Genomic DNA, 21,700 nt, shown 5'->3' with positions numbered 1-21,700 from the left:
GATCCGCTATCAGTGCGGGGGATCACACACTTGGTCCCGTATTATGCCGTATTCTCGATAAGATTCATGCACATCTGCCAGCCCTTCCCTTGGGCTGCCGGGTTTGCCTATGTATAATCGCCGCATCCGAACTTCGACGAGTCCAGCGCATCCCTATGAAAACCATCGAGCTTGATGACGATCTCTACTTCTTTATCGCGAGCCAGACCCGGCACATCGGTGAGAGTGCCTCCGATATCCTGCGCCGCCTGCTGGAACAGCCCGCCTCGGCGCGAGCGCCCGTGACCGTCGAACCGACGGTGCAGGCCCAGCCAGTGGCCATGGCCGATGCCATGGGGCTGCAGGCACTGCTCGATTCCGGCGCGCTGCAACAGGAAGAGAAGTCCATCAACCGTTTCATGCTGGTGCTGAGTACCCTCTATCGGGACAACCCGGAGAGCTTCACCCAGGCGACCGAGATCAAGGGGCGCAAGCGCGTCTATTTCTCCCGGGATCCCGAGGCACTGCGGGCCAGTGGCAGCACCACCAAACCCAAGCAGGTGCCGGAGACCCCGTTCTGGGTGATCACCAACACCAACACCAGTCGCAAGCAGAACATGGTGGCCCAGCTGATGGCCAGCATGGGGTACGACGAGGAGTTGACTGCTCGGGTGTGCGGCGCAGTCTAACGCATCACAGACTTACGGCCTTGTTGGCAAGGCCTCGCTCAAGGAAAACGTCATGGCACAGCATCCTCACGCCGGTCAGCCGGCTCGCCTCAGTGATCTGACCAACATCCCCCGTCTGGTCAGCGCTTACTACCTCAACAAGCCGGACATGAGCCGCCCCGAGCAGCGGGTGGCCTTCGGCACCTCCGGCCACCGCGGCAGCGCCCTGCACAACGCCTTCACCGAATCCCACATCCTGGCGGTGACCCAGGCGCTGGTGGAGTATCGCCAGCAGGCTGGCATCACCGGGCCGCTGTTTGTCGGCATGGATACCCACGCCCTGTCCGAATCCGCCTTCTCCAGCGCCATCGAAGTGCTGGCGGCCAATGGCGTCGAGACGCGCATCCAGGCTGGCCTCGGCTTCACGCCGACCCCGGTCATCTCCCACGCCATCCTGCGCCACAACGCGGATAAACCGGCGGCGCTGGCGGACGGCGTGGTGATCACCCCGTCCCACAATCCGCCGGAAGACGGTGGCTTCAAATACAATCCACCCCACGGCGGCCCCGCCGAGGGTGAGATCACCAAGTGGGTGGAGGACCGCGCCAACGCCATCCTGGAGGCGAATCTTGCCGGCGTGAAGCGGATGCCGTTCGCCGAGGCGCTTAAGAGCCCGCTGGTGATCGAGCACGACTACGTCACCCCCTATGTGGACGACCTGAAGAACGTGCTGGATCTGGACGCCATCAAGCGGGCCGGCATCAAGATCGGGGTCGATCCGCTGGGCGGCTCCGGCGTCGCCTACTGGGACGTGATCGCCAAGACCTATGATCTCGACATCGAAGTGGTCAACTATCGCGTCGACCCGACCTTCTCCTTCATGACCCTGGACAAGGACGGCAAGATCCGGATGGACTGCTCCAGTCCCTTCGCCATGGCCAGCCTGATCGCGCTGAAAGACAAGTTCGACATCGCCCTTGGCAACGACCCTGACTATGACCGCCACGGCATCGTCACCAAGGCGGGGCTGATGAACCCGAACCACTACCTGGCGGTGGCGATCCAGTACCTGTTCACCCACAGAACCGGTTGGGCAAAAGAGGCCGCCGTCGGCAAGACGCTGGTTTCTTCCTCCATGATCGACCGGGTCGCCGGCGAGATCGGCCGCACCCTGAAAGAGGTGCCGGTCGGCTTCAAGTGGTTCGTGGATGGCCTCTACAGCGGCGAGTTTGGTTTCGGCGGCGAAGAGAGCGCCGGTGCCTCCTTCCTGCGTAAAGACGGCAGCGTCTGGACCACCGACAAGGACGGCTTCATCCTGGCCCTGCTGGCCGCCGAGATCCTGGCCGTCACCGGCAAGGATCCCCAGGCCCATTACGATGCCCTGGAGGCGAAGTTCGGCCGCTCCAGCTATCGCCGCATCGATGCCCCGGCCAACAGCGCCCAGAAAACCGTGCTGTCCAAGCTGGATCCGGCGCTGGTGGAAGCCTCCACCCTGGCAGGGGATCCCATCCTCGCCAAGCTGACCAAGGCGCCCGGCAACGACGCCGCCATCGGTGGCCTCAAGGTGGTGACCGAGCACGGTTGGTTTGCGGCGCGCCCCTCCGGCACCGAATCCATCTACAAGATCTACATGGAGAGCTTCAAAGGCGAAGCACACCTGGATCTTATCCAGCAGGAGGCGCAGCAGATCGTCTCCGCCGCCCTGGCCAAGGCCGGCGTCTGAACCTGAGTCGATCCGTTGACAGAAAAAGAGGAGCCGTGATGGCTCCTCTTTTTTTATGTGCTTTTTATGTGCGGCGTGGGCTGTTCATGGGCAATCGTCGCCAAGATCAGACCCGCTTATCGACCGGCCTTGCGAGCCTGCCAGCGTTTGAAGAAGGGCCGCGCCGGCAGCTTCATCAGGAACAGGGAGAGCAGGATCACCCCGATGCCGAGCCACTGACGGCCATCCAGGGTCTCCCCCACCATCAGCACACCGAGGGAGACCGCCACCATGGGGTTGGTGAGGGCCAGCATGCCCATCACCTCGGGGCCGTGGCGCTTGAGCCCCCACAACCAGGCCCAGTATGCCAGAGCGGTGTTGAGCAGGATCAGCCAGGCCAGCCCGGGGGCACTCGCCAAGTGTGGCATCGGCATGGGACCCGCCAGCCACCAGGCGAGCGGGATCAGCATCAGGCCGCCGAGCAGCAGTTGCCAGGCGGTGAGGGCGAGCAGATCGCTCACCGGCCAGCGCTGCATCCAGCGACTGGACTGGCCGATGAGCAGGGTGGCGAGCAGGGCGCAGGCGACGCCGACGGGATCCAGATTGGCGGAGGGGTTGAGCAGCAGCAAGACGCCCGCCAGCCCCATCAGTCCCAGCAGCAGCCACTTCAGGGTGGGTCTCTTGCCATCCTGCAGCCAGGCCAGCGCCATCAGGACGAGCGGCAGGGTGGCGCCGAGGGTGCCCGCCACGGCGCCCGGCAGGCGGAAGGCCGCGACGAACAGCAGGGCGAAGAAGGCGGTGATGTTGCAAAACGCCAGCAGGAATTGCCGGCTCCAGGTCAGCGGCGGTCGGCTGGGATGTAGCAACAGCAGCAACAGCCCGGCGGGCAGGGCGCGCCACACCGCCACCCAGTAAGGGGAGTAGTCGGTCAGATAGAGGCTGACGAGGGCATAGGTGCTTCCCCACAGCAGGGGGGCGAGCAAGGCAATCAGCAGTGGCATGGGTATCTCATAAGAAAGTATCTTTAAGTAAAGATACATTAGTCACGAATTAGTTTATCATCAAGTATCTTTACGAAAAGATAATGGAGTCATGATGGAGTCTGATCATGTAGACCTGCTGCTGGCGCAGTGGGCCCGGCAGCGGCCGGATCTCGACTGCAGCCCCATGGGGGTGCTGGGCCGGGTGGCGAGAATGGCGGCGATCGCCGGGCGCGAGGTGAGCGAGGAGCTCAAGGAGTGCGGCCTGCTGGGCTCGGACTTCGACATATTGGCGACCTTAAGACGCGTCGGGGAGCCACTCACGCCTACCCAGCTCTATCAGTCCGCCATGCTGACCTCGGGGGCCATGACGGCCCGGCTCGACAAGCTGGCCGAGCGTGGCCTCATCGAGCGTCAGGCGGCCCCCAACGACAGGCGCAGCCTGCTGGTCTGCCTGACCGAGGCGGGCCGGGAGCTGATCGACAGGGCGGTGGAGCGGCACGTGGCGAACGAGCGCCGCCTGCTGGCCCCCCTGACCGAGGCCGAGCAGGTGCAACTGGCCGCCTTGCTCAAGCGCTGGCTATTGGAAAACGAATGACAAAACGGGCCCTGCGGGCCCGTTTTGTCAGCAAGAAACAAAATTAATAACTGCCTCTGGCATCCCTGACCGCCAGACCGAGCTGCCACACCGCCATGGCGTAGTGGGTGCTGTGGTTGTAGCGGGTGATGGCGTAGAAGTTCGGCAGCCCGTACCAGTATTGGTAGCCGGTGCCGACGTCCAGGCGCAGCAGGCTGGCTTGCTGATGGTTGCCAAGGGAGCCGGTGGGCGCGAGCCCGGCCCCGCGCAGGGTCGCGACGGGATAGCGGGTCTGGAAGCCGTGCTCATAGCCTGGCAACTGGCCCTGACCGCGCACCGCCACCGGTTGGCCCTTCTCCCAGCCGTGAGCCTTGAAGTAGTTCGCCACGCTGCCGATGGCATCCACCGGATCCCAGAGGTTGGTGTGACCGTTGCCATCGAAGTCCACCGCATAGCTCTGGAAACTGGACGGCATGAACTGGCCATAGCCCATGGCGCCGGCGTAGGAGCCCTGCGGCTCGGTAGGATCCATGCCCTCGTCCCGGGTCATCACCAGGAAGGCTTCCAGCTCACCGGTGAAGAAGTCGGCCCGACGGGGGTAGTCGAAGGCCAGGGTGGCCAGCGCATCCAGGATGCGGGTCTTGCCCATCACCCGACCCCAGCGGGTCTCCACTCCAATGATGCCGACGATGATCTCCGGCGGCACCCCGTAGACCTGTTGCGCCCGGTTGAGCTCGCTCTCGTATTCACGCCAGAAGTTGACGCCATTCTGGACGTTGTCCGGGGTGATGAACTTGGCGCGATAGCGGTTCCAGGCCCCCGTCGGGCCGGTCGGCGGCGTGGTGGTGGGGGCCTGGGCGTCCATCAGCTTGATGATCCAGTCGTAGCGCTGGGCCTGGGCCAGTACCCGGTGCAGCTCGGCGTTGTCGAAGCCGTGCTTCTCGACCATGCGCTGCACGAATCGGTCCACATTCGGGCGGTTGGCGAAGTCGCCCTTGCTAACCCCTTGGCTGTAAACCGGTTTGCTCGGCGGCGTCTGGTTGATGAAGGCGCTGTTTGGCTGTGGCTTGACCACAGTCGCGGGGGGCGGTGTGCTGCTGCAGCTTTGGAGCAGCGGCAAGGCGGAAAGGGTGAGAAGGCAGACAAGGCGGCGCATAGGGGATCTCGGGAGCCTGAAACTAAGTGATGTCATGGTAAAACATTGGTGCCTGCGCGCAAGTGCTCAGTGCGGGCAGGCATAGCCAAATGCATCTAGTCGCGCAGGCTGTGATAGCCGCTCCAGAGCCGGGTCAGGGTGGTGATGAGGCAGAGCAGGGCGAAGCCATAGGCCAGCGGGGCAAAAACGGCGGGCCACAGGCACATCAGCACGAACAGGGCGATGGTCTCGCTGCCTTCGGTCAGCCCGCCCAGATAGTAGAGGGACTTGTGGCGATAGACGGGGCTCTCGATGCCGCGCTTGCCCGCCATGATGGCGAAGGCCAGAAAGCTCGATCCCGTGCCCATGAAGGCAAACAGCAGGGTGGCGGCGGGCAGGGCGTTGGCCGGGACACTCAGGGCGAAGCCCAGCACCACGGCTGCATAAAAAATGAAATCCAGCGTGATGTCGAGGAAGCCGCCGCAGTCGGTGATCCCCGTCTGCCGCGCCACGGCGCCGTCCAGCCCGTCCAGCAGCCGATTGAGCAAAATGGCGAACAGGGCCCAGTCGTACAGCTCCAGCGCCAGCAGCGGCAATGCCAGCATGCCGATGGCAAAGCCGGTGAGACTTACCTGATTGGCGCTCACCCCGGCCCGGCACAGGGGGGCAGCCAGGGCGGCGAGGGGACGGCGGATAAGGGGAATGATGTGGCGATCAAGCAAGGCTTTGCTCCTCGAAGGGCATGAGGTTGAGGATGGCGCCCGGCGCATCGTCCTCGTCGTGGGTCACCAGGATGGCGGGTATCTTTCGCGCCTCTATTTGCGCAAACACCAGGGCCCGAAATGCGGCCCGCAGCGGCTTGTCCAGCCGGGAGAAGGGCTCGTCCAGCAGCAGCGCCTCGGGCTCGGCCAGCAGGGCCCGCAACAGGCTGACGCGGGCCTTCTGGCCGCCGGAGAGCTGGCCGGGCAGCTTGTCGGCCTGCTCCCCCAGCGCTACCTGCGTCAAGGCCGTGAGGGCATGCGCCCGCCTCGCCGTCAGCCCCTTGAGGTGGGCGGGCATGCCAAACATCAGGTTCTCGGCCACTGTCAGGTGGGCAAACAGCAGGTCCTCCTGAAACAACATGCCGATCCGCCGCCGCTGGGGGGGCAGGGACGTGAGCAACCGCTCACCCAGCCAGAGCTCGCCCTCCAGCCGAAACGGGCCCTTGGGAGGCTGCACGCCCGCCAGCGCCGCCAGCAGCGAACTCTTGCCACAGCCGCTCGGTCCCATCAGGGTCAGCACCTCGCCGGGGGCCACCTTGAGTGCAGGCAGGCTGAGCAATGGCTTGCCTGCGAGGTGCAGTGTGAGTGGGGTGGTGCGCAGCATATTCAGTGTCTCAGGGCTGGGTTGATGCGGGCTGGCAGCCAGAGTACCAGGGCGTAGATGCACAGCGGCAACAGCAGTTGCAGCAGGCCGTAGAGCCCCGCCAGCCGCCGGTTGAGACCGCTGCCAATGGCCACCGCCTCGGTGGTGATGGTCACCACCCGGCCGGCGCCGAACAGCAGGGTCGGCAGGTATTGCGCCAGGCTCACCGCCGCCCCGACCCCGAAGGCGAACAGCAGCGGGCGGGCCAGCAGGGGGGCCTTCACCCGCCACCACGCCCGCCAGGGGCTGGCCCCGAGCAGCAGGGCCGCCTGACTGAGACGGGGGTCGAACTGGCGATAGGCACCGTGCAGGCAGAGATAGACATAGGGCGCCACGAACAGCAGCTGGCTCCAGAGCACCCAGCCCCAGCCGATGCCATTTCCTTGCAACCAAGAGCCCTGCCACCAGGCACCGAGCCAGTCGGCCCCCAGTCTCAGCCCGAACAGCAGGCTGGCCTGGGGCAACAGCAGCGGCAGGCAGATGAGCCAGAGTGGCCAGTCGTGGCTATCAGCGCGGCGGTGTTGCTGCGCCTCCAGGCCCAATACCACCAGCAGCAGGGCGAGGCCGGCGCTCAGGATGGCGAGCAGCAGGCTCTGCCACAGCAAGGGCCCCAGGCTCGGCAGCAGCGCCAGCCAGTGGTGGTCGCTCCATTGGCTCGGTAGCGCGTCAGGGAAGGGCCAGCGGCGGGTCAGCGACCAGAGCAGCAGCGCGGCCAGCACCAGCAGGTTGATGGCGAGCAGCGCCAGGGCGCCGCCCCCGATCAGGCGTTTGATCCGCGTTGAGGGGGCAGCCCGGCGGCCATCGAGCCAATGGCGCCTGCCAAGACCGATATGCCCCCACTCCAGCAGTCGCAGACCGGCGAGCAGCAAGAGGCCGCCAGCCAGCAGCAGCAGGGCGCCGCTGGCACTGGCCCCGCGCCACTGCAGTGCGGCGTCCTGATACCAGAGCCAGAGCCGCACCGCCAGCGGGGCAGGGGCATCCGGCCCCAGCAACTGGGCGAGATCCACCACGGCGATGCCATAGGCCGCCACCGCATAGAGCGGCAGCCGCAGGGCGGGCCAGAGCGCGGGCAGCAGCAGGCGCCACCAGATCTGGGGGAGGCTGAAACCCATGCTCACGCCTAGCCACTGCTGGCGGGCCAGCTTGGCGGGATCCAGAGCCGAGAGCGCCATCAGCAGCAAAAAGGGAGTCTCTTTCAGGATGAGCGCGACGATGAGGCCGAGCCCCCAGGGATCCTTGAGGGTCTGCCAGTCGGGAGGCATCTCGAAACCGGTGAGGGCAGGGGAAAGCAGCCGCAACAGCCAGCCGGAGGGGGCGAGCAAAAAGGCGAAGCCGATGGCAAAAGCCACGTGGGGCAGCGCCAGCAGCGGGGAGAGCAGGCGGCGCAGCAGCGCCATCCAGCGGCTGCCGTCCCCCTGGGCGAGCAACAGTGCGGTGCAGAGCAGGGCACCCAGGGTGGAGACGCTCGCTATCCAGAGGCTCAGGCCCGCCGAGTGCCAGAGTCCGGGCTGCGCCAGCAGCAGGTGCAGGTTGTTCCGGTCAACGCCTTCGATCAGCAGCAGCAACAGGCCGACGGCGAGCGGGACCGCCAGCAGCAGGCCGCACAGCCAGAGAACGAGGAGGCGCCAGGCCAGGGGGTTCATGGATGGATATTCATGGATCAGTGGCCGTAGCGCTGGGCCCAGGCCGCTTCCAGCCGCAGTTGCCAGCTCGGGTGAGGCTCGGCCACCGCCTTGAAGCGCAGTGCCGGCGCCCCCGTGGTGGACATGGCCCTGACGCCGAGTTTGGCGGGATCCAGCACGCTGGGATCACCCCAGAAGGCGGGGTCCGCCTTGCGGGCCTGAGCATCCGGGCTCAGCAGGAAGTTGGCCACCACCTTGGCGCCGGCCCGGGCGCTGGCGTTGAAGGGAATGGCGAGGAAGTGACTGTTGGTCAGCGCCCCCTTCGCCATGGCCGCCGCCTTGACGCCGGGGGGCAGGGTGCCGTTTTGCACCGCACTCTGCGCCTCCTGGGGGTTGAAGCTGATGGCCATGGCGAGCTCGCCGTCGTCCAGCAGCTGGCGGGTCTCGGCGGCGCCGGTGGGGAACAGCTTTCCCTTGCGCCAGAGCGCGGGGTGCAGCGCGTCGAGCCAGGCCCAGAGGGGGGCGCTCAGACGATCAAACTCGGCATCGGTCGCCTCCCGATACAGTGGCGCCGGATCGGGCGTCAACTCCAGCAGGATCTGCTTGAGGAAGCTGGAGCCGTGGAATTGCGGCGGCTTGGGATAGGTGAAACGGCCGGGGTGGGCCTTGGCCCAGTCGAGCAGCGCAGCCGCCGAGGTCGGCGGGGGGCTCACCTCGTCGGTGTTGACCATCAAGTTGAGTTGGCCAATGCCCCAGGGCGCCTCCAGCCCCGCCACCGGCACGGTGAAGTCCTCCGTCACCGGCAGCGTCTTGTCCACCAGCGCCATGTTGGGCAGCTCGGCGCTGAAGGGGGCGCCCAGCAGGTGCTGCTCCTTGAGCGCCTTGAAGTTCTCGCCGTTGACCCAGAGCAGATCGATGGGGCCGCCGGCGCTCTTGCCCGCCCGCTTGTTGGCCAGCAACTGGCTGACGCTCTGGGCGATGTCATCCACCTTCACCTGCACCAGCGTGACCCCGTATTGCTGCCGGAGCTCCTGCCCGGCCCAGACCAGATAGGCGTTGATCTCCGGGCTGCCGCCCCAGGCGTTGAAATAGACGCTCTGGCCACGGGCCTCCTTGAGCGTCTGCTGCCAGCGCGACTCATCCAGCGATTGTTCGCTCGCCTGCAATGGGCTCGCTATCAGCAAGGGGAGGGCGGCGAGCAGCAGGGCCAGGTGCACAGGGCGGAGCAGGGAGCTAAGTCGGGTCTTGAACATGATGATGACCTTCTGCAAATGGGATCAGGCGCCGCGGCGCCAGGCGTGATAACGGGCCAATAGCGGTAGCAGACGAACCGGTTGATGGGCTTGCTGCCAGCGCCCGGCCACCTGTTTGTTGGCCTCCATCAGGGTGGGGTAGGCGTGTACGGTGGCGAGGATCTTGCGAAGCCCCAGTCCCTGGCCCATGGCGAGCACGAACTCGGCGAGCCGCTCGCCGGCGTGAGTGCCCACTATGGTGGCACCCAGGATCCTGTCCTTGCCCGGCACCGTCAGCACCTCGACGAAGCCCAGGCGATCCCCATCGGTGATGGCGCGATCGAGTTCGGACAGCGGGAAGCGGGTCGCCTCGAAGGGAATGCCCCGGGCGTTGGCCTCGCCCTGGTTCAATCCCACTCGGGCTATCTCCGGGCTGGTGTAGGTGGCAGCCGGGATCACCCGGTAGTCCGCCCGAAAACGCTTGAGGGGGGCGAACAGGGCATTGACCGCCGCGTACCAGCCCTGATGGGCCGCGACGTGGGTGAATTGATAGGGACCCGCCACGTCCCCCACCGCCAGTATGCTGGGGTAGTTGGTGGCCAGAAAGCCATCGACCGCAAGGGTGCCGCCCGCTGCCAGGGTGACCCCCAGCGCCTCCAACCCGAAGCCGCCGACGTTGGCGACCCGGCCAAGGGCCAGCAACAGCTGGTCGCCCTCGATCATCTGACATTCATCGCCTCGGTGCAGGTGCAACCGGATCTCGTTCGGCCCCCCGCGCTCGACGCGTTCGACCCGCCAGCCGGTGAGCACCCGCACCCCGTCCTGCTCCAGCTGGTGGCGCAACAGCTCGGCCACCTCCGGCTCCTCCCTCGGCAGCAGTTGCTCGGCCAGCTCCACCAGACTGACCGGGATGCCGAGCAGGGCGAAACTCTGGGCCAGCTCGCAGCCCATGGGGCCGCCACCGAGCACCAGCAGTCGGCGTGGCGCCGTGCGCAGCTGCCAGAGGCTGTCCGAGGTGAGATAGGGTACATCTGCCAAGCCCGGCAGGCTCGGCACTCGCGGCCTGGCGCCGGTAGCGATGACGATGTGGCGGCTCGACAGACGCCGGCCATTGACCTCCACCTCCCAGGGGGAGACCAGATGCGCCGCTCCCTGGATGCACTCCACCCCCAGCCCTTGATAACGCTCGACCGAGTCGTGGGGCTCGACCTGTCTGATGACCTCGGCGATGCGGGCCATCACGGCGGCGAAATCGACCCAGGACTGGCTGGGGGTGAAGCCCAGCTCGGCGGCGCGGCGCTGCTCGGCGGCGAAGCGGGCGGCGCGGATCAGCGCCTTGGAGGGAACACAGCCGGTGTGCAGACAATCCCCGCCCATTTTGTGTTGCTCAATCAAGGCGACCCTGGCCTTCACCGCGGCGGCGATATAACTGGTCACCAGACCACCGGCGCCGGCCCCGATCACCAGCAGGTTGTAGTCAAAGCGTGCGGGTCTTCGGTAGGGCGCGTGCAGGCGGCGCAGGGCCCAGCGTCTCATCAGACTCTTCATCAGCAGCGGCATGATCCCGAGCAGGGTCAGCGCCACCATCAAGCCGGGGGAGAGGATGTTGCCGGTGCTGGTTAGGGTCGCCAGCTCACTGCCGGCCAGTACATAGACGAAGGTGCCGGGCAGCATGCCGAGCTGGCTTACCCAGTAGTAGGTGCCGACGCGGATGGGGGTGAGCCCCATCAGCAGGTTGACCAGGAAGAAAGGGAAGAGGGGGATGAGGCGCAGGCTCAGCAGATAGAAGGCACCATCCTTTGCCATGCCCTGTTCGAGTTGCGCCAGCTTGTCGCCAAAGCGGGCCTTGACCCAGTCCCTCAGCAGGAAGCGGGCGCGTGAGAAAGGCCAGAGTAGCGCCGAGGGAGCTGGCAAACGACACCAGCAGCAGCCCCCAACCGATGCCAAAGACGGCGCTGCCCCCCAGGGTCAGCAGGCTGGCACCGGGCAGGGAGAGGGCGGTGCTGAGCACATAGACGAGCAGGAACAGCAGGGCGGCCAGGGCGAAGTTGCCCTGCACCCAGGCGGCGATCTGCGTCTGGCGTGCCTGCAGCTCGGCCAGGTTCAGATTGCGGCCGAGATCGAAGGCGAAGAAGGCCGCGATGAGGCCTCCCATGAGCAGCAGCAACAGCAGGCGGGTGCGCGTCATCAGGGCGCCTTGTCTTGGTGGTGATCGTCGGCAGGCGAGGGGCGCACCGGCTGCACCGGCAACTGGCAGAAGCCCTGGGGCGCGATGTCGAGGGCGGCGTTGAACTTGGCCGACATGTTCTGGAAGGCGATGAGGCCGGTCAGCTCCACCAGGCCGTCGTCGTCAAACCAGGGCTTGAGGCGCTCGGCCTGGGCGTCGCTCACCCCGTCCAGCCCGGTCATGGCTTCGGTGTAGTCGAGCACGGCCCGCTCACGCTCATCGAACAGGGGGCTCCCCCGCCACTGGGCCAGGGCCTCCACCTTGTCGCTGGAGCCGGCCCGCTTGATCAGGGTCATGGCGTTGATGTCGACGCAGAAGCGGCACCAGTTGAGCTGGGAGACCCGTACCGTGACCAGGGAGCGCAGCACAGGATCGATGGGGGAGCGCTTGCGGTTGATGACCCCGTACAGGGTAGCCACGGCGGCAAACAGCCGTGGCGAGCGGCCCCAGCACTTGCCCGGGATCAGCACCTGGCCGTAGTTGCGTTTTTGCAGCCAGAAAAAGGGGCGGATAAACCAGGCATATGCCCGGTCGGCTTTCACCTCAACGCGCATGGAGATCCTCATCGACAGTCTGCATCTTGGGTTTGAAGGCCCCTCCCAGCCGCTCGTTCAGCCGGATCAGGAAATCCTGAATTCGTGCCCGGTTGACGCCCAGATCGCTGCGCCCCTGACGGGAGGCGGAGCGCATGTCGACGCGGGTCTCCTTGAGGCCGGCAAAGACCCGCAGCGCCACATCATCCTGAAAGCCGAACCAGCCCGAGGTCACCACGGCATCGAGGCCATCCGGGTTCGCGCTCAGCTGCCAGCCGAGCTCCGTCATCAGCTCCTCCGCCTCGGCGAGGACCTCGGCCGGGGAGGCCTTGGTATAGAGCGGAGCCGGATTGCCGCCAAAGGCTGACAAGGGGCCGGCATTGACGGGCAGATCCTGCGCCGTCCTGAGCTGCTCTGCCCACAGCAGGCGGGGAGGATGGTAGGGATCCGTGCTGACGTCGTTGGTGAGCGGTGCGCGCAGCGCCTGTACCAGAAACAGCAGGGGTAGCAGCAGCGGCACTGTTCCCCACAGGCTGGGGGTGCGATGCCGGCTCCAGGGCAGGCGCAACAACAGCCCCAGGCTTATCAGCGCACTGCCGATGCAGAGCGCAAAGCCGACCCACCAGGGCCAGAGATGGGTACGACTGCCGAGGGTGCCGCCGAGGGGCAGCAGCCAGGCCAGCAGGGGCCACCACAGATAGCTGGGCATAGGAAGGATCCACGGTGATGATGGACAGTGCTCAGAAGGATAAACCTAATCAACTGATAACGTTAGTAAATTCATCCATGTCCCGGTGCTTTTCATTGTCGCAATACGGGGACGGGCGCAAAGAGGGGAGGGTGCGACGAAAAGGGAGTTAAGTGGCCAGTTATGGGTCATGGCCGGCGCCTGCACAGGCTGGCCAGAGGCGCCAGCCCAATATCGAGGGGGTGATAGACCCTGGGCTTTGGGGAGCCGGTTAGGAAAAGACCCAAGTGTTCGACGCACCGAGCGTCAGGCCATCAGTTGCGGTAGAGCACCTTGATGAGGTGAAAGCCAAACTTGGTGCGAACCGGGCCCAGCACCGTCAGGAGCTCGCCCTTGAACACCGCATCGTCGAATGCCTTGACCATGTCACCCTTGGAGAACTCCCCCAGATCGCCGCTGCGTTTGGCGGAGGCACAGGTGGAGAAACGCTTGGCCATCTGGCCGAAGTCGGCGCCCTTGGCGAGTTTTTCCTTGATCTCGAGACACTGTTTCTCGGTCTTGACCAGGATGTGTTGGGCACAGGCTTTTTTCATGTGGGCGCTCCATGAGTGGATGGTGGGCGGATAACAGGGGGCGCAAGATTACCCGAATTAACCCCGCGCGTCAGCCGTCAGACGTGCCCTGGGGCGAGCTTGCCACAGGATTTCCAGCCCAAGCAGCCCATAGAGGCTCCAGATGGCCAGCGGATTGAGCCATTGACCGCCCAGTTGCAGGGTGAGCAGGGCGCCACCGGCCAGCAGCAGGGTGATCCCGGGCAGGCGCCAGTGCGCCGGCAGCGGGGCCAGCATGGCCAGCCCCAGCAGCAGGGCGAGGCCGAAGGGCAGATTGAGGGCGGTAAACGCCAGGGCTTGTTGGCCATTCATGCCGGTCAGCAGGGCCAGCAGGGCGCTGCAACAGGCCAGGAAGGTGATGAACTCGAGCCGGTCGGCGATGTAATCAGCCAGTTGTTCGCTACGTGAAAGCATGGGGTGTCTCCTGCAATTGATGTCATCAGTGTGGAGCAGGCGGGCGCCCAGTGGCAGCGGGATAAATCGATTGGATTGAACGAAGCTTTCGTCTCACCCATTCAACTTATTGATTTAAATTTATTTTCCTGTTGAATAGCGAGGAAGGTACGCTAGGGACCAGGGCCTGCTGTCAAGCCATGCTGCGGCCCCCCGGTGAGTTGCCACCGGTTCTCCGACAAGGCTTGTCGCGTCACGCCGACGGTTCAATACGCAGGCGGCGGCGCCTGTGGGAAGGTGGTGGGGCGCCTGTGGTGGGGCTTTTTTGTACCGCAGTGCCGAGAGAGTGTTCGCTTTCCCCCGCCTGGAATGGGATTTTCCCTGTCTGGTCGCTATGTTACCGGCGGGGTGGTGCCAGAATAGGGGAAGGATGTATGGGGGATCGCGCTGCGGTCACCGCGCCGATTATGCTAGGATGCACGGCGCTTGCCACCGAGTGAGCCTCATTATCATTCTAAATATTACAGATTTTTAATAATTTTATGCGGGGAAATTTACGTTTGACAGGATGCTATCCTATCCAGCCGGCAGAAAACCGATCGCTCTGGCGCACGCTTCGTCCTGGGCTCGGCCCCTGGGGGCTCGCGCTCTGCCTGTTGCTGCTGGTGACGCCCGCCATGGCGGCCAAGTTGACCTATCAGATCAAGGGGGTCAAGGGGGAGCAGAAGGATAACGTCGAAGCCTACCTCAATGCCCTGCCCGTCTATCAGGAGCGCCAGTATCGTCCCGCTCGCGCCAAGATCACCGAGAGCGTGCAGCAAGCCCTGCAGGTCTACGGCTACTACCAGCCCAAGATCACCCTGAGCCGCGACAAGCAAGCCCCCGCCAAGGTGGTGATCGCGATAGAGAGGGGCAAGCCGGTGCTCATCTCGCGCCTCGACATCCTGCTGGAAGGGGATGCGGGCAGTGACGAGGTCTACAGCGAGCTGCTGGACAAGCTGCCTCTCAAGGAGGGGGATCCCCTCAACCACGGCAAGTACGAATCCATCAAGGCGGATCTCGGCAGCCTGGGGCTGGCCCGCGGCTACTTTGACGCCAAGATCAGCAAGAGCCAGGTGAAGGTCTTCCCCGAGCAGGGCAAGGCCGAGATCTTCATCCTGTTCCGCTCCGGTCCCCGCTATCACTTCGGCGAGATCCACTACGATGCGACGCCGGAGGCGCTGCGCCTCATCCGGCCACTGATCAACATCCAGAGCGGCGATCCCTATCTGGCGATCCGCCTCGCCGAGATGTCGCAGGATGTCTCCTCCACCAAGCTGTTCAAGCAGGTGGACATCAAGCCCATGATAAGCCAGGCCGAGGGCAACCGGGTGCCGGTGCAGGTGACGCTCGCCAACCGGGTCGATCACGAGATCGAGACCGGTATCGGCTATGCCACCGACGTCGGGCCGCGCCTGAGCGCCACCTGGGAGAAACCCTGGGTCAACCGCTACGGTCACAGCCTCTCCAGCACCGCCAAGATCTCGGCCCCCGAGGCGGAGCTCAGCTTCGATTACCAGATCCCGGTGGGCAATCCGCTGCGGGACTACTACTCCCTGCAGGCGGGCTATCAGTACACCGACAACAACGATACCCGCTCCGATCTGGCCACCTTCGGCGTGCACCGCTGGACGCGGCGACCGGAGAGCTGGGACAGAGACGTCTTCATCCGCTTGGAAAACGAGCGCTACGTGCAGGGCAATGAGGAGGGGAACAGCCTGCTGCTGATCCCGGGTGTTTCCTGGTCGCGGTTGCGAGTGCGCGGCGGCCTGGTGCCGGACTGGGGGGATCGCCAGCAGCTGACGATGGAATTTTCCAGTCCCTACTGGGGCTCTGACATCAACTTCATGCGGGTGTGGGGCCGCAGCAAGTGGCTGCGTACCCTGGGGGAGGATCATCGCTTCCTGATGCGGGTCGAGCAGGGGGCCATCGTCGGCGACGACTTCTCCCTGGTGCCGCCTTCCCTGCGTTTCTTCACCGGTGGCGATCAGACCATCCGTGGCTACGGCTACGAGACCGTCTCCCCAAGGGGGGACGACGGCAAGCTGACCGGTGGCCGTTACACCAGCGTGGGCAGCCTGGAGTACAACTACCGCTTCAGCGACAAGTGGCTCGGCGCCCTGTTCGTGGATGGCGGGACCGCCACCAACGATTACAGCGAGGCCTGGAAGATAGGCACCGGGGTCGGGGTGCGCTGGGTGACCCCCATCGGTCAGGTCAGGCTGGATCTGGCGGTGGGGATCTCCGAGGAAGACAAGCCGCTTAGGCTGCACTTCGCGCTGGGGCCTGAACTATGAGGCAGCTAAATACGCTATTTGTTAAAAATTCAGTGAAATCTTGCGCTGAAAATATCGCCATTTTCAATTCAATTATGCTGGTTCGGCCGCTGCGGCTGCATTTCTCGCTGAGGTCCCCATCGTGATCTGGATAAAACGCATTTTCTTGTGGTCGCTGAGTCTGTCCTCTTCGCAAGGGGTGGCACAGTGATCTGGATAAAACGTATTTTCTTGTGGCTCATGGGCCTCATCTTCTTGCTGCTCATCGGCATCAGCCTGCTGGGCTTCACCCATCAAGGCAACAAGTGGCTGTGGCAACAGGCCAAGTCGGCGCTGCCTTCCCTCAAGGGAGAGCTGGTGGCCGGCCAGCTCGGTTACGGCTGGACCCTGGAAGGGGCCGGTTGGCAAGACGAGCTGGTGGACGTCACGGTCGATCGCGCCGTGCTGGACTGGGATCTCGGCAAGTTGCTGCAGGGCAAGCTGTGGATCAAGTCGCTGGAGGTCATCCATCCCGTGGTGCGGGTGGCCGAGTCCGAGCCGGTAGCCGAGGAACCGACGGCGCCCTTCGTCTGGCGCCCGCTGCCGCTGCGCATCCAGTTTGACAGCCTCAAGGTGGCGGATCTGGATCTGGCCGTGCCTGGGGTGGCGGTCACCCTCAAGGCCCTCGACATAGGGGCGACCCTGGATCGCAAAGGGCTCATCGTGCGGGGGCCTGTGCTCGATGGGCTCAACATAGTGCTGGCGGAGGCCCCCGAGGAGCCTGCCGGCAAAAAGCCTGCCGACAAGGCGGCACAGAGCAAGGCGGCCGCTGACAAACAGGACAAACAGGACAAACAGGACAAGCAGGGCAAGGATGTCTCCCTGGCGGCGGCCAAGCCGTCCGAGGGGAGCAAGACAGACAAGGACAACAAGAGCAAGGCCGCCAGCAAGCCTGAGCCCATCGTGCTGCCCGCCATCCGCCTGCCATTCCCGATCCAGCTGGAAGGCCTGAACGCCACCAAGCTGCGCTACCAGCAGGGTGAGCTGATCGAGGGGCTCGACACCCTGCTGCTCAGCGCCACGGCCAAGGAGGAGCGCATCGATGTGCGCGAGCTCTCCCTGCGTCACGACATGGCCGATCTGGCCCTGAGTGGCCATGTCCGTCTGGTGGATGATTACCCCCTTTCCCTGACCCTGGATGCCAAGGCGCGCAAGGGGCTCAAGCAGTGGGAGCTCGATACCGAACAGGCAAAGCTGACCCTGGATGGCTCGGTCGGCAAGCTGGCGCTGGCGCTGCAGGCCAAGGGGCCGGTGGCCGCCAACATCAAGGGCACCCTAGAGGCGTTGCATCCCGAGTTGCCATTCGATCTGGTGCTGGACTGGAAGCGCCTCGGCTGGCCGCTGCACAAACCAGCAAAAGAGGAGCCGGGCTATCAGCTGGACAAGGGCACCCTGACGGCCAAGGGCAAGCTCTCGAGCTATCAGTTCGCCTTGAAGACCGCCGGCAAGGGCACGGACGTGCCCCCTTTCAAACTGGCACTGTCCGGCAAGGGGGATCTGACCCAGCTCAGCCGCATCGAGTTGCTGCTCAATGCCCTGACCGGTGAGCTCACACTCGATGGCAAGCTGGCCTGGAGCAAGGGCGTCCAGTGGCAGGGCACCACCGAATTCAAGGGGATAGACCCGGCTGAGCTGGTCCCCGAGATCAAGGGCAAGCTGGCGGGCAAGATAGCCAGCCGCTTCGAGCTCAATGAGGCGGGCCACTGGCAGCTGACGCTGCCGGAGCTCAAGGTCGATGGCAAGCTGAACCAGTATCCGTTGGCCCTCAAGGGGGCGCTCAGCGGCAACGACAAGATGGAGTGGATCATTCCGGCGCTGGCGCTGCAAAGCGGCCCCAACCATCTGCAGGCGAAGGGCTCCCTTACGGCGCAAGCCTGGAAGCTGGATGCGGATATCGATGCGCCCGCCCTGGGTGGCATCTATCCCGGCCTCAAGGGGGACGTCAAGGGACAGCTACGGCTCACCGGCAGCCAGCAGGCGCCGAGAGTGAATGCCGATCTGGCGTCCACTCGTCTCTCCTATGCAGGAACAGTGCTAAAAGGGATCGCCATCAAGGGCAATGCCCTGGTGGGGGACAAGCCCGCCGGCGAGTTGGCGCTGACGGTGGCGAGCCTGGTGCAGGGGACGACCTCGCTCTCCCAGCTGGCCCTGAATCTGAGCGGCGATCTCAATCGCCACGATCTGACCCTGACCATGAAAGGGGAGCCGGTGGCTGCGGATCTGAGCCTGAATGGCAGCCTGCGCGGCGACCACTGGCGCGGTACCCTTTCGACCCTGAAGATGAAGACGCCGCTCAAGCGCTGGGAGCTGATGGCGCCCTGGGCGCTGGATCTGGCGCTGTCCAGACAGCAGCTGACCATGGGGGATCTCTGCCTGGGCTCCCAGGGCGCGAGTCTCTGCGTCAAGGGCAGCCAGATCTCCGCCGCTCAGGGCAGTCTGGAATTTGCCTTGAATGCGCTCGATCTCAAGCGACTGCGCCCCTGGCTGCCGGACAACTTCCGCTGGCAAGCCGTGCTGTCGGCAGATGGTCGTGCCAGCTGGCGCGGCTCCCAGCCGACATTGCACGCCACCGTGCGGACCACGGCCGGTACCTTCGTCGCCGACGAGCTCAAGACCGACTATCAGCAGCTGGAACTCGGCGTCGACTTCGAGCGTCAGCAGGCCGCGATCCGGCTCGACTTCGCCTCCAAGCAGATCGGCAACATCGACACCGATCTGCTGATAAAGGAGCCGGCTGGCCGGGGCCAGCTGTCGGGTCAGCTCAAGTTTGATCAGCTCAAGCTCGCCACCTTCGCGCCGCTCATCCCGGAGGTGCGCTCCTTGCAGGGCTTCATCTCGGCGGATGCCCGCTTCGATGGCACCCTGGCCTCACCCCTGCTGTACGGCGATCTCAACTTGCAGGATGGGGAGGTGCAGACCCACTCCGACATGGTGACCCTGAGCAAGCTGGTGACTCGCCTCAAGATCGAGGGCAACAGAGCCGAGCTCGATGGCACCATGATGGTGGGCAAGGGACCGCTGGCGCTGGGGGGCTGGTTGAGCTGGGCCCAGCAACCTGTCACCGGCAGCCTCACCATCAAGGGCAAGGATCTGGAGGCGCAGTACCCGGGCATGGGTCGGGTGCGGGTGACGCCGGACATCGCCATCTCGCTGGGGGAGGAGACCCGGGTCAGCGGTCAGGTCGACATTCCCTGGTCGCGGATCCTGGTCAAGAGCCTGCCCGAGAGCGCGGTGGCCGTCTCCGACGACGTGACCGTGATCTACGACGATTTGCCGCCAGTCCCCAAGGCCGAGCCGTTGCCGATGGAGATCAAGCTCGCCATCCGGCTCGGCGACGATGTCCGGCTGGAGGCCCTGGGGCTCAAGACCAAGATGACAGGGGCGCTCAACATCCGCCAGGACCCGTCCAAGCCGCTGTCGGGCAATGGTCAGCTGGAGCTGAAAGATGGGCGCTTCAAGGCCTACGGCCAGAACCTCATCATCAAGGAGGGCCGTATCCTGTTCTCCGGCCCCATCGATCAGCCTTATCTCAACATCGAGGCGAACCGGGATCCCGACACCATAGAGGACAATGTCACCGTCGGGGTACGGGTGACGGGACCGGCGGCCAAGCCGAAGATCACCGTCTACTCCGAGCCGCAGATGGCGCAGTCCGAGCAGCTCTCCTACCTGCTGCGCGGCAAGGGATTGCAGACCAGCGGCGAGGATGGCGGCTTCAACGGCCTGCTGGTGGCCGGTGCCGTCAGTCAGGCCAACGGGGTGGTCTCCAGCATCGGGGAGTCCCTCGGCATGAGCGACGTGGCTCTGGATACCGCCGGCAGCGGTGACGACACTCAGGTAACCTTGTCGGCCTATCTGCTGCCCGGCCTGCAGTTCCAGTACGGGGTCGGGGTGTTCAGCCCCATCGCCGAGTTCAAGCTGCGCTACGAGGTGCTGCCAAGGCTCTATCTGCAGGCAGTGAGCGGGGTGGCCCAGGCGGTGGATATCTTCTACCGCTTCACCCTGTGAGGAAATAATCGGTGAAACAACGGGAGGCTTTGGCCTCCCGTTTGCTATTGGTGACGGGGACGTTCATGTGAACATCTCTAGGAGCTGAAAAGCGAAAACCCGGCGCCAGGCCGGGTTCTCTGAAGAATGGTGGAGGGAGAAGGATTCGAACCTTCGAAGGCAGAGCCGTCAGATTTACAGTCTGATCCCTTTGGCCGCTCGGGAACCCCTCCACGGGGTATTTCTCTTGCTATCGGGTACTGATTTTTGCACTTGAATGGTGGAGGGAGAAGGATTCGAACCTTCGAAGGCAGAGCCGTCAGATTTACAGTCTGATCCCTTTGGCCGCTCGGGAACCCCTCCCCAAGTGCGAGCGCATACTAACAGATCTATCCAGGTTGTGAACCCCTTGCCGGCGTTTTTTAATGCTCAAAGGTTGAGGTTGTCGGCCGATAAGCAATGAAACCTTCATTTCCAAGATTTATCTCATGCTGCCCAGCGCGATTCGTGATCGACTGCTCGTTGATGAAGCCCAGTTGGGCCAGCGCCTCAACCAGGATCTCCGACAAGGTGACAGGGCCGACTTCAGGCTGCATCTCGCCCTGCTGAGCGGGGCAGTCGAAGATCAGCCCTGGTTTGGTGACAAGCCGCCTGCCGCGCCTGCCGCCAAGGAGTGGCGCGTTCACTTCGGTTTGCCGGAGCAGGCTCCCTTGCAGGGCACAGTGGATGAAGCTGACAGCGGCGCGCTCAATGAATGCCTGCAGCAAGGGGGCAGCATGGCCGATGTGCGGCTCTGGCTGGCCTTGCGAACGCCTCCGCTGCTCGGCCAGACGCCGGCGCTGGATCCCGCCGTGTATGACAATCTGTCGGCACTGGGACGTCAGCGCTGGCAGGAGAGGCAAGCCGCCCACCCTCTGCTGTCTCAACCCGGGGAAGAGACGCTGTCGCTGATGCTGCCGCTGCTCGATGAGCTGAAGAGCGGGGTCGATGCCCGCCTGCGATGGCTGGGGTGAGGAAAGAAGGAGAGAAGGAGAGAAGCGGACAGTATGCAAAAAGGCGGGATAACCCGCCTTTTTGCTCAATGGATGGAATGACTGCCCGGATCAGGCGTCGGCGTCGGCTTCGTCAGGCTCCGTTTGGGGGATGTCCTTGGCTGCTGCGGCGCGTCGAGCAATGGGTTTTTCGGTGTGGCGATTGAGCTGGCGCTCCAGCTTCTGGCCCAGATCCGTGATGGCGGCGTACAGATCCTCGTGCTCTGCCTGTGCAAACAGCTTGCCGTTGGGGATGCCGGCGGTGGCCTCGACGATATAGGTCAAACGCTCCTTGGAGATGATCACATGGGGTGTGATAAGAGGCACTTGAAGACGCTCGAGCTTTTCAAAACGGGATTCGATGCGCTCGCGAATGGCTGGGGTGATGTCGATGATTTTGCTGGTGATTTCGATTTTCATATTGGCCCCCTTTGGGTCGTCTTGCTTGTGTCTTCACCTTCAGATTACTCATGTAGCCAGATTGAAATGTGATCTGGATCACGAAATTGTGCCTTGGTTATCTAGCGATTTATAAATTGTGATCTTTTCCCGTTTCATGCCAAAAACCGCTTGAGCT

Annotated in this window: 17 protein-coding genes, 2 tRNA genes and 1 pseudogene; 6 read left to right on the top strand and 14 right to left on the bottom strand. The window is 64.3% G+C overall.

The window, feature by feature from the left end; translation table 11 throughout:
* Positions 1 to 155: 155 nt before the first annotated feature.
* Both seqA and pgm read left to right on the top strand, forming a co-directional pair.
* Positions 156 to 668, top strand: a complete 513-nt coding sequence (seqA, locus tag ACZ9IL_RS10740; RefSeq protein ID WP_476003505.1) for a replication initiation negative regulator SeqA — start codon at positions 156 to 158, stop codon at positions 666 to 668.
* 52 nt (positions 669 to 720) lie between these two features.
* Positions 721 to 2,370: a phosphoglucomutase (alpha-D-glucose-1,6-bisphosphate-dependent) gene (pgm, locus tag ACZ9IL_RS10735; RefSeq protein WP_476003504.1), complete on the top strand. Its 1,650-nt coding sequence runs from the start codon at positions 721 to 723 to the stop codon at positions 2,368 to 2,370.
* 116 nt (positions 2,371 to 2,486) lie between these two features.
* On the opposite strand, the gene ACZ9IL_RS10730 is transcribed toward pgm, so the two are convergent.
* Positions 2,487 to 3,350, bottom strand: a complete 864-nt coding sequence (locus ACZ9IL_RS10730; RefSeq protein WP_476003503.1) for a DMT family transporter — start codon at positions 3,348 to 3,350, stop codon at positions 2,487 to 2,489.
* Positions 3,351 to 3,444: 94 nt separating this feature from the next.
* On the opposite strand from ACZ9IL_RS10730, the gene ACZ9IL_RS10725 reads away from it, so the two are divergent.
* Positions 3,445 to 3,927 carry a MarR family winged helix-turn-helix transcriptional regulator gene (locus tag ACZ9IL_RS10725; protein WP_476003502.1) on the top strand — a complete coding sequence of 161 codons (483 nt, stop codon included), beginning with the start codon at positions 3,445 to 3,447 and terminating at the stop codon, positions 3,925 to 3,927.
* Between the two features lie 43 nt (positions 3,928 to 3,970).
* On the opposite strand, the gene mltB is transcribed toward ACZ9IL_RS10725, so the two are convergent.
* From mltB to ACZ9IL_RS10675, 10 genes and pseudogenes are all read right to left on the bottom strand, one after another.
* On the bottom strand, positions 3,971 to 5,062 hold the full coding sequence (gene mltB, locus ACZ9IL_RS10720) for a lytic murein transglycosylase B (protein WP_476003501.1): 1,092 nt from the start codon (positions 5,060 to 5,062) through the stop codon (positions 3,971 to 3,973).
* A gap of 95 nt (positions 5,063 to 5,157) precedes the next feature.
* Positions 5,158 to 5,763 (bottom strand): CDP-alcohol phosphatidyltransferase family protein, encoded by a 606-nt coding sequence (locus ACZ9IL_RS10715; RefSeq protein ID WP_476003500.1) that lies wholly within the window; start codon positions 5,761 to 5,763, stop codon positions 5,158 to 5,160.
* On the bottom strand, positions 5,756 to 6,406 hold the full coding sequence (locus tag ACZ9IL_RS10710) for an ATP-binding cassette domain-containing protein (protein ID WP_476003499.1): 651 nt from the start codon (positions 6,404 to 6,406) through the stop codon (positions 5,756 to 5,758). Before ACZ9IL_RS10710 ends, ACZ9IL_RS10715 begins: the two co-directional genes overlap by 8 nt.
* Before the next feature lie 2 nt (positions 6,407 to 6,408).
* Positions 6,409 to 8,088, bottom strand: a complete 1,680-nt coding sequence (locus ACZ9IL_RS10705) for an ABC transporter permease (protein WP_476003498.1) — start codon at positions 8,086 to 8,088, stop codon at positions 6,409 to 6,411.
* A 17-nt stretch (positions 8,089 to 8,105) separates the two neighbouring features.
* Positions 8,106 to 9,320 (bottom strand): ABC transporter substrate-binding protein, encoded by a 1,215-nt coding sequence (locus ACZ9IL_RS10700; RefSeq protein ID WP_476003497.1) that lies wholly within the window; start codon positions 9,318 to 9,320, stop codon positions 8,106 to 8,108.
* 24 nt (positions 9,321 to 9,344) lie between these two features.
* Positions 9,345 to 11,487, bottom strand: a pseudogene (locus ACZ9IL_RS10695) (FAD-dependent oxidoreductase).
* Complete coding sequence (locus tag ACZ9IL_RS10690; RefSeq protein WP_476003496.1) at positions 11,487 to 12,080, bottom strand: carboxymuconolactone decarboxylase family protein; 594 nt, start codon at positions 12,078 to 12,080, stop codon at positions 11,487 to 11,489. The pseudogene ACZ9IL_RS10695 and the gene ACZ9IL_RS10690 overlap by 1 nt, the downstream one beginning before the upstream one ends.
* Entirely contained in the window at positions 12,070 to 12,768 is a 699-nt protein-coding gene (locus ACZ9IL_RS10685; protein WP_476003495.1) for a DUF1499 domain-containing protein, read from the bottom strand. Before ACZ9IL_RS10685 ends, ACZ9IL_RS10690 begins: the two co-directional genes overlap by 11 nt.
* Positions 12,769 to 13,061: 293 nt before the next feature.
* On the bottom strand, positions 13,062 to 13,340 hold the full coding sequence (locus ACZ9IL_RS10680) for a peptidylprolyl isomerase (RefSeq protein WP_042651377.1): 279 nt from the start codon (positions 13,338 to 13,340) through the stop codon (positions 13,062 to 13,064).
* Positions 13,341 to 13,397: 57 nt separating this feature from the next.
* Positions 13,398 to 13,772: a hypothetical protein gene (locus tag ACZ9IL_RS10675; RefSeq protein ID WP_476003494.1), complete on the bottom strand. Its 375-nt coding sequence runs from the start codon at positions 13,770 to 13,772 to the stop codon at positions 13,398 to 13,400.
* Positions 13,773 to 14,311: 539 nt separating this feature from the next.
* Between ACZ9IL_RS10675 and tamA the strand changes: the two genes are divergently transcribed.
* Both tamA and tamB read left to right on the top strand, forming a co-directional pair.
* Positions 14,312 to 16,087: an autotransporter assembly complex protein TamA gene (tamA, locus tag ACZ9IL_RS10670; RefSeq protein ID WP_476003493.1), complete on the top strand. Its 1,776-nt coding sequence runs from the start codon at positions 14,312 to 14,314 to the stop codon at positions 16,085 to 16,087.
* Between the two features lie 186 nt (positions 16,088 to 16,273).
* Positions 16,274 to 20,113 (top strand): autotransporter assembly complex protein TamB, encoded by a 3,840-nt coding sequence (gene tamB, locus ACZ9IL_RS10665; RefSeq protein WP_476003492.1) that lies wholly within the window; start codon positions 16,274 to 16,276, stop codon positions 20,111 to 20,113.
* A gap of 127 nt (positions 20,114 to 20,240) precedes the next feature.
* On the opposite strand, the gene ACZ9IL_RS10660 is transcribed toward tamB, so the two are convergent.
* A tRNA-Tyr gene (locus ACZ9IL_RS10660) sits at positions 20,241 to 20,325 on the bottom strand.
* A gap of 45 nt (positions 20,326 to 20,370) precedes the next feature.
* Positions 20,371 to 20,455, bottom strand: a tRNA-Tyr gene (locus tag ACZ9IL_RS10655).
* 125 nt (positions 20,456 to 20,580) lie between these two features.
* Between ACZ9IL_RS10655 and ACZ9IL_RS10650 the strand changes: the two genes are divergently transcribed.
* Complete coding sequence (locus ACZ9IL_RS10650) at positions 20,581 to 21,105, top strand: VC2046/SO_2500 family protein (RefSeq protein ID WP_476003491.1); 525 nt, start codon at positions 20,581 to 20,583, stop codon at positions 21,103 to 21,105.
* Positions 21,106 to 21,195: 90 nt separating this feature from the next.
* Here ACZ9IL_RS10650 and hpf read toward each other — a convergent pair whose 3' ends face one another.
* Positions 21,196 to 21,543: a ribosome hibernation-promoting factor, HPF/YfiA family gene (gene hpf / locus ACZ9IL_RS10645; protein WP_476003490.1), complete on the bottom strand. Its 348-nt coding sequence runs from the start codon at positions 21,541 to 21,543 to the stop codon at positions 21,196 to 21,198.
* Positions 21,544 to 21,700 lie beyond the last annotated feature (157 nt).

The sequence above is a fragment of the Aeromonas sp. TECH754 genome, from assembly GCF_056279295.1.
The sequence above is the reverse complement of the archived record's forward strand: the minus strand, read 5'-3'. Positions and strand labels throughout refer to the sequence as shown.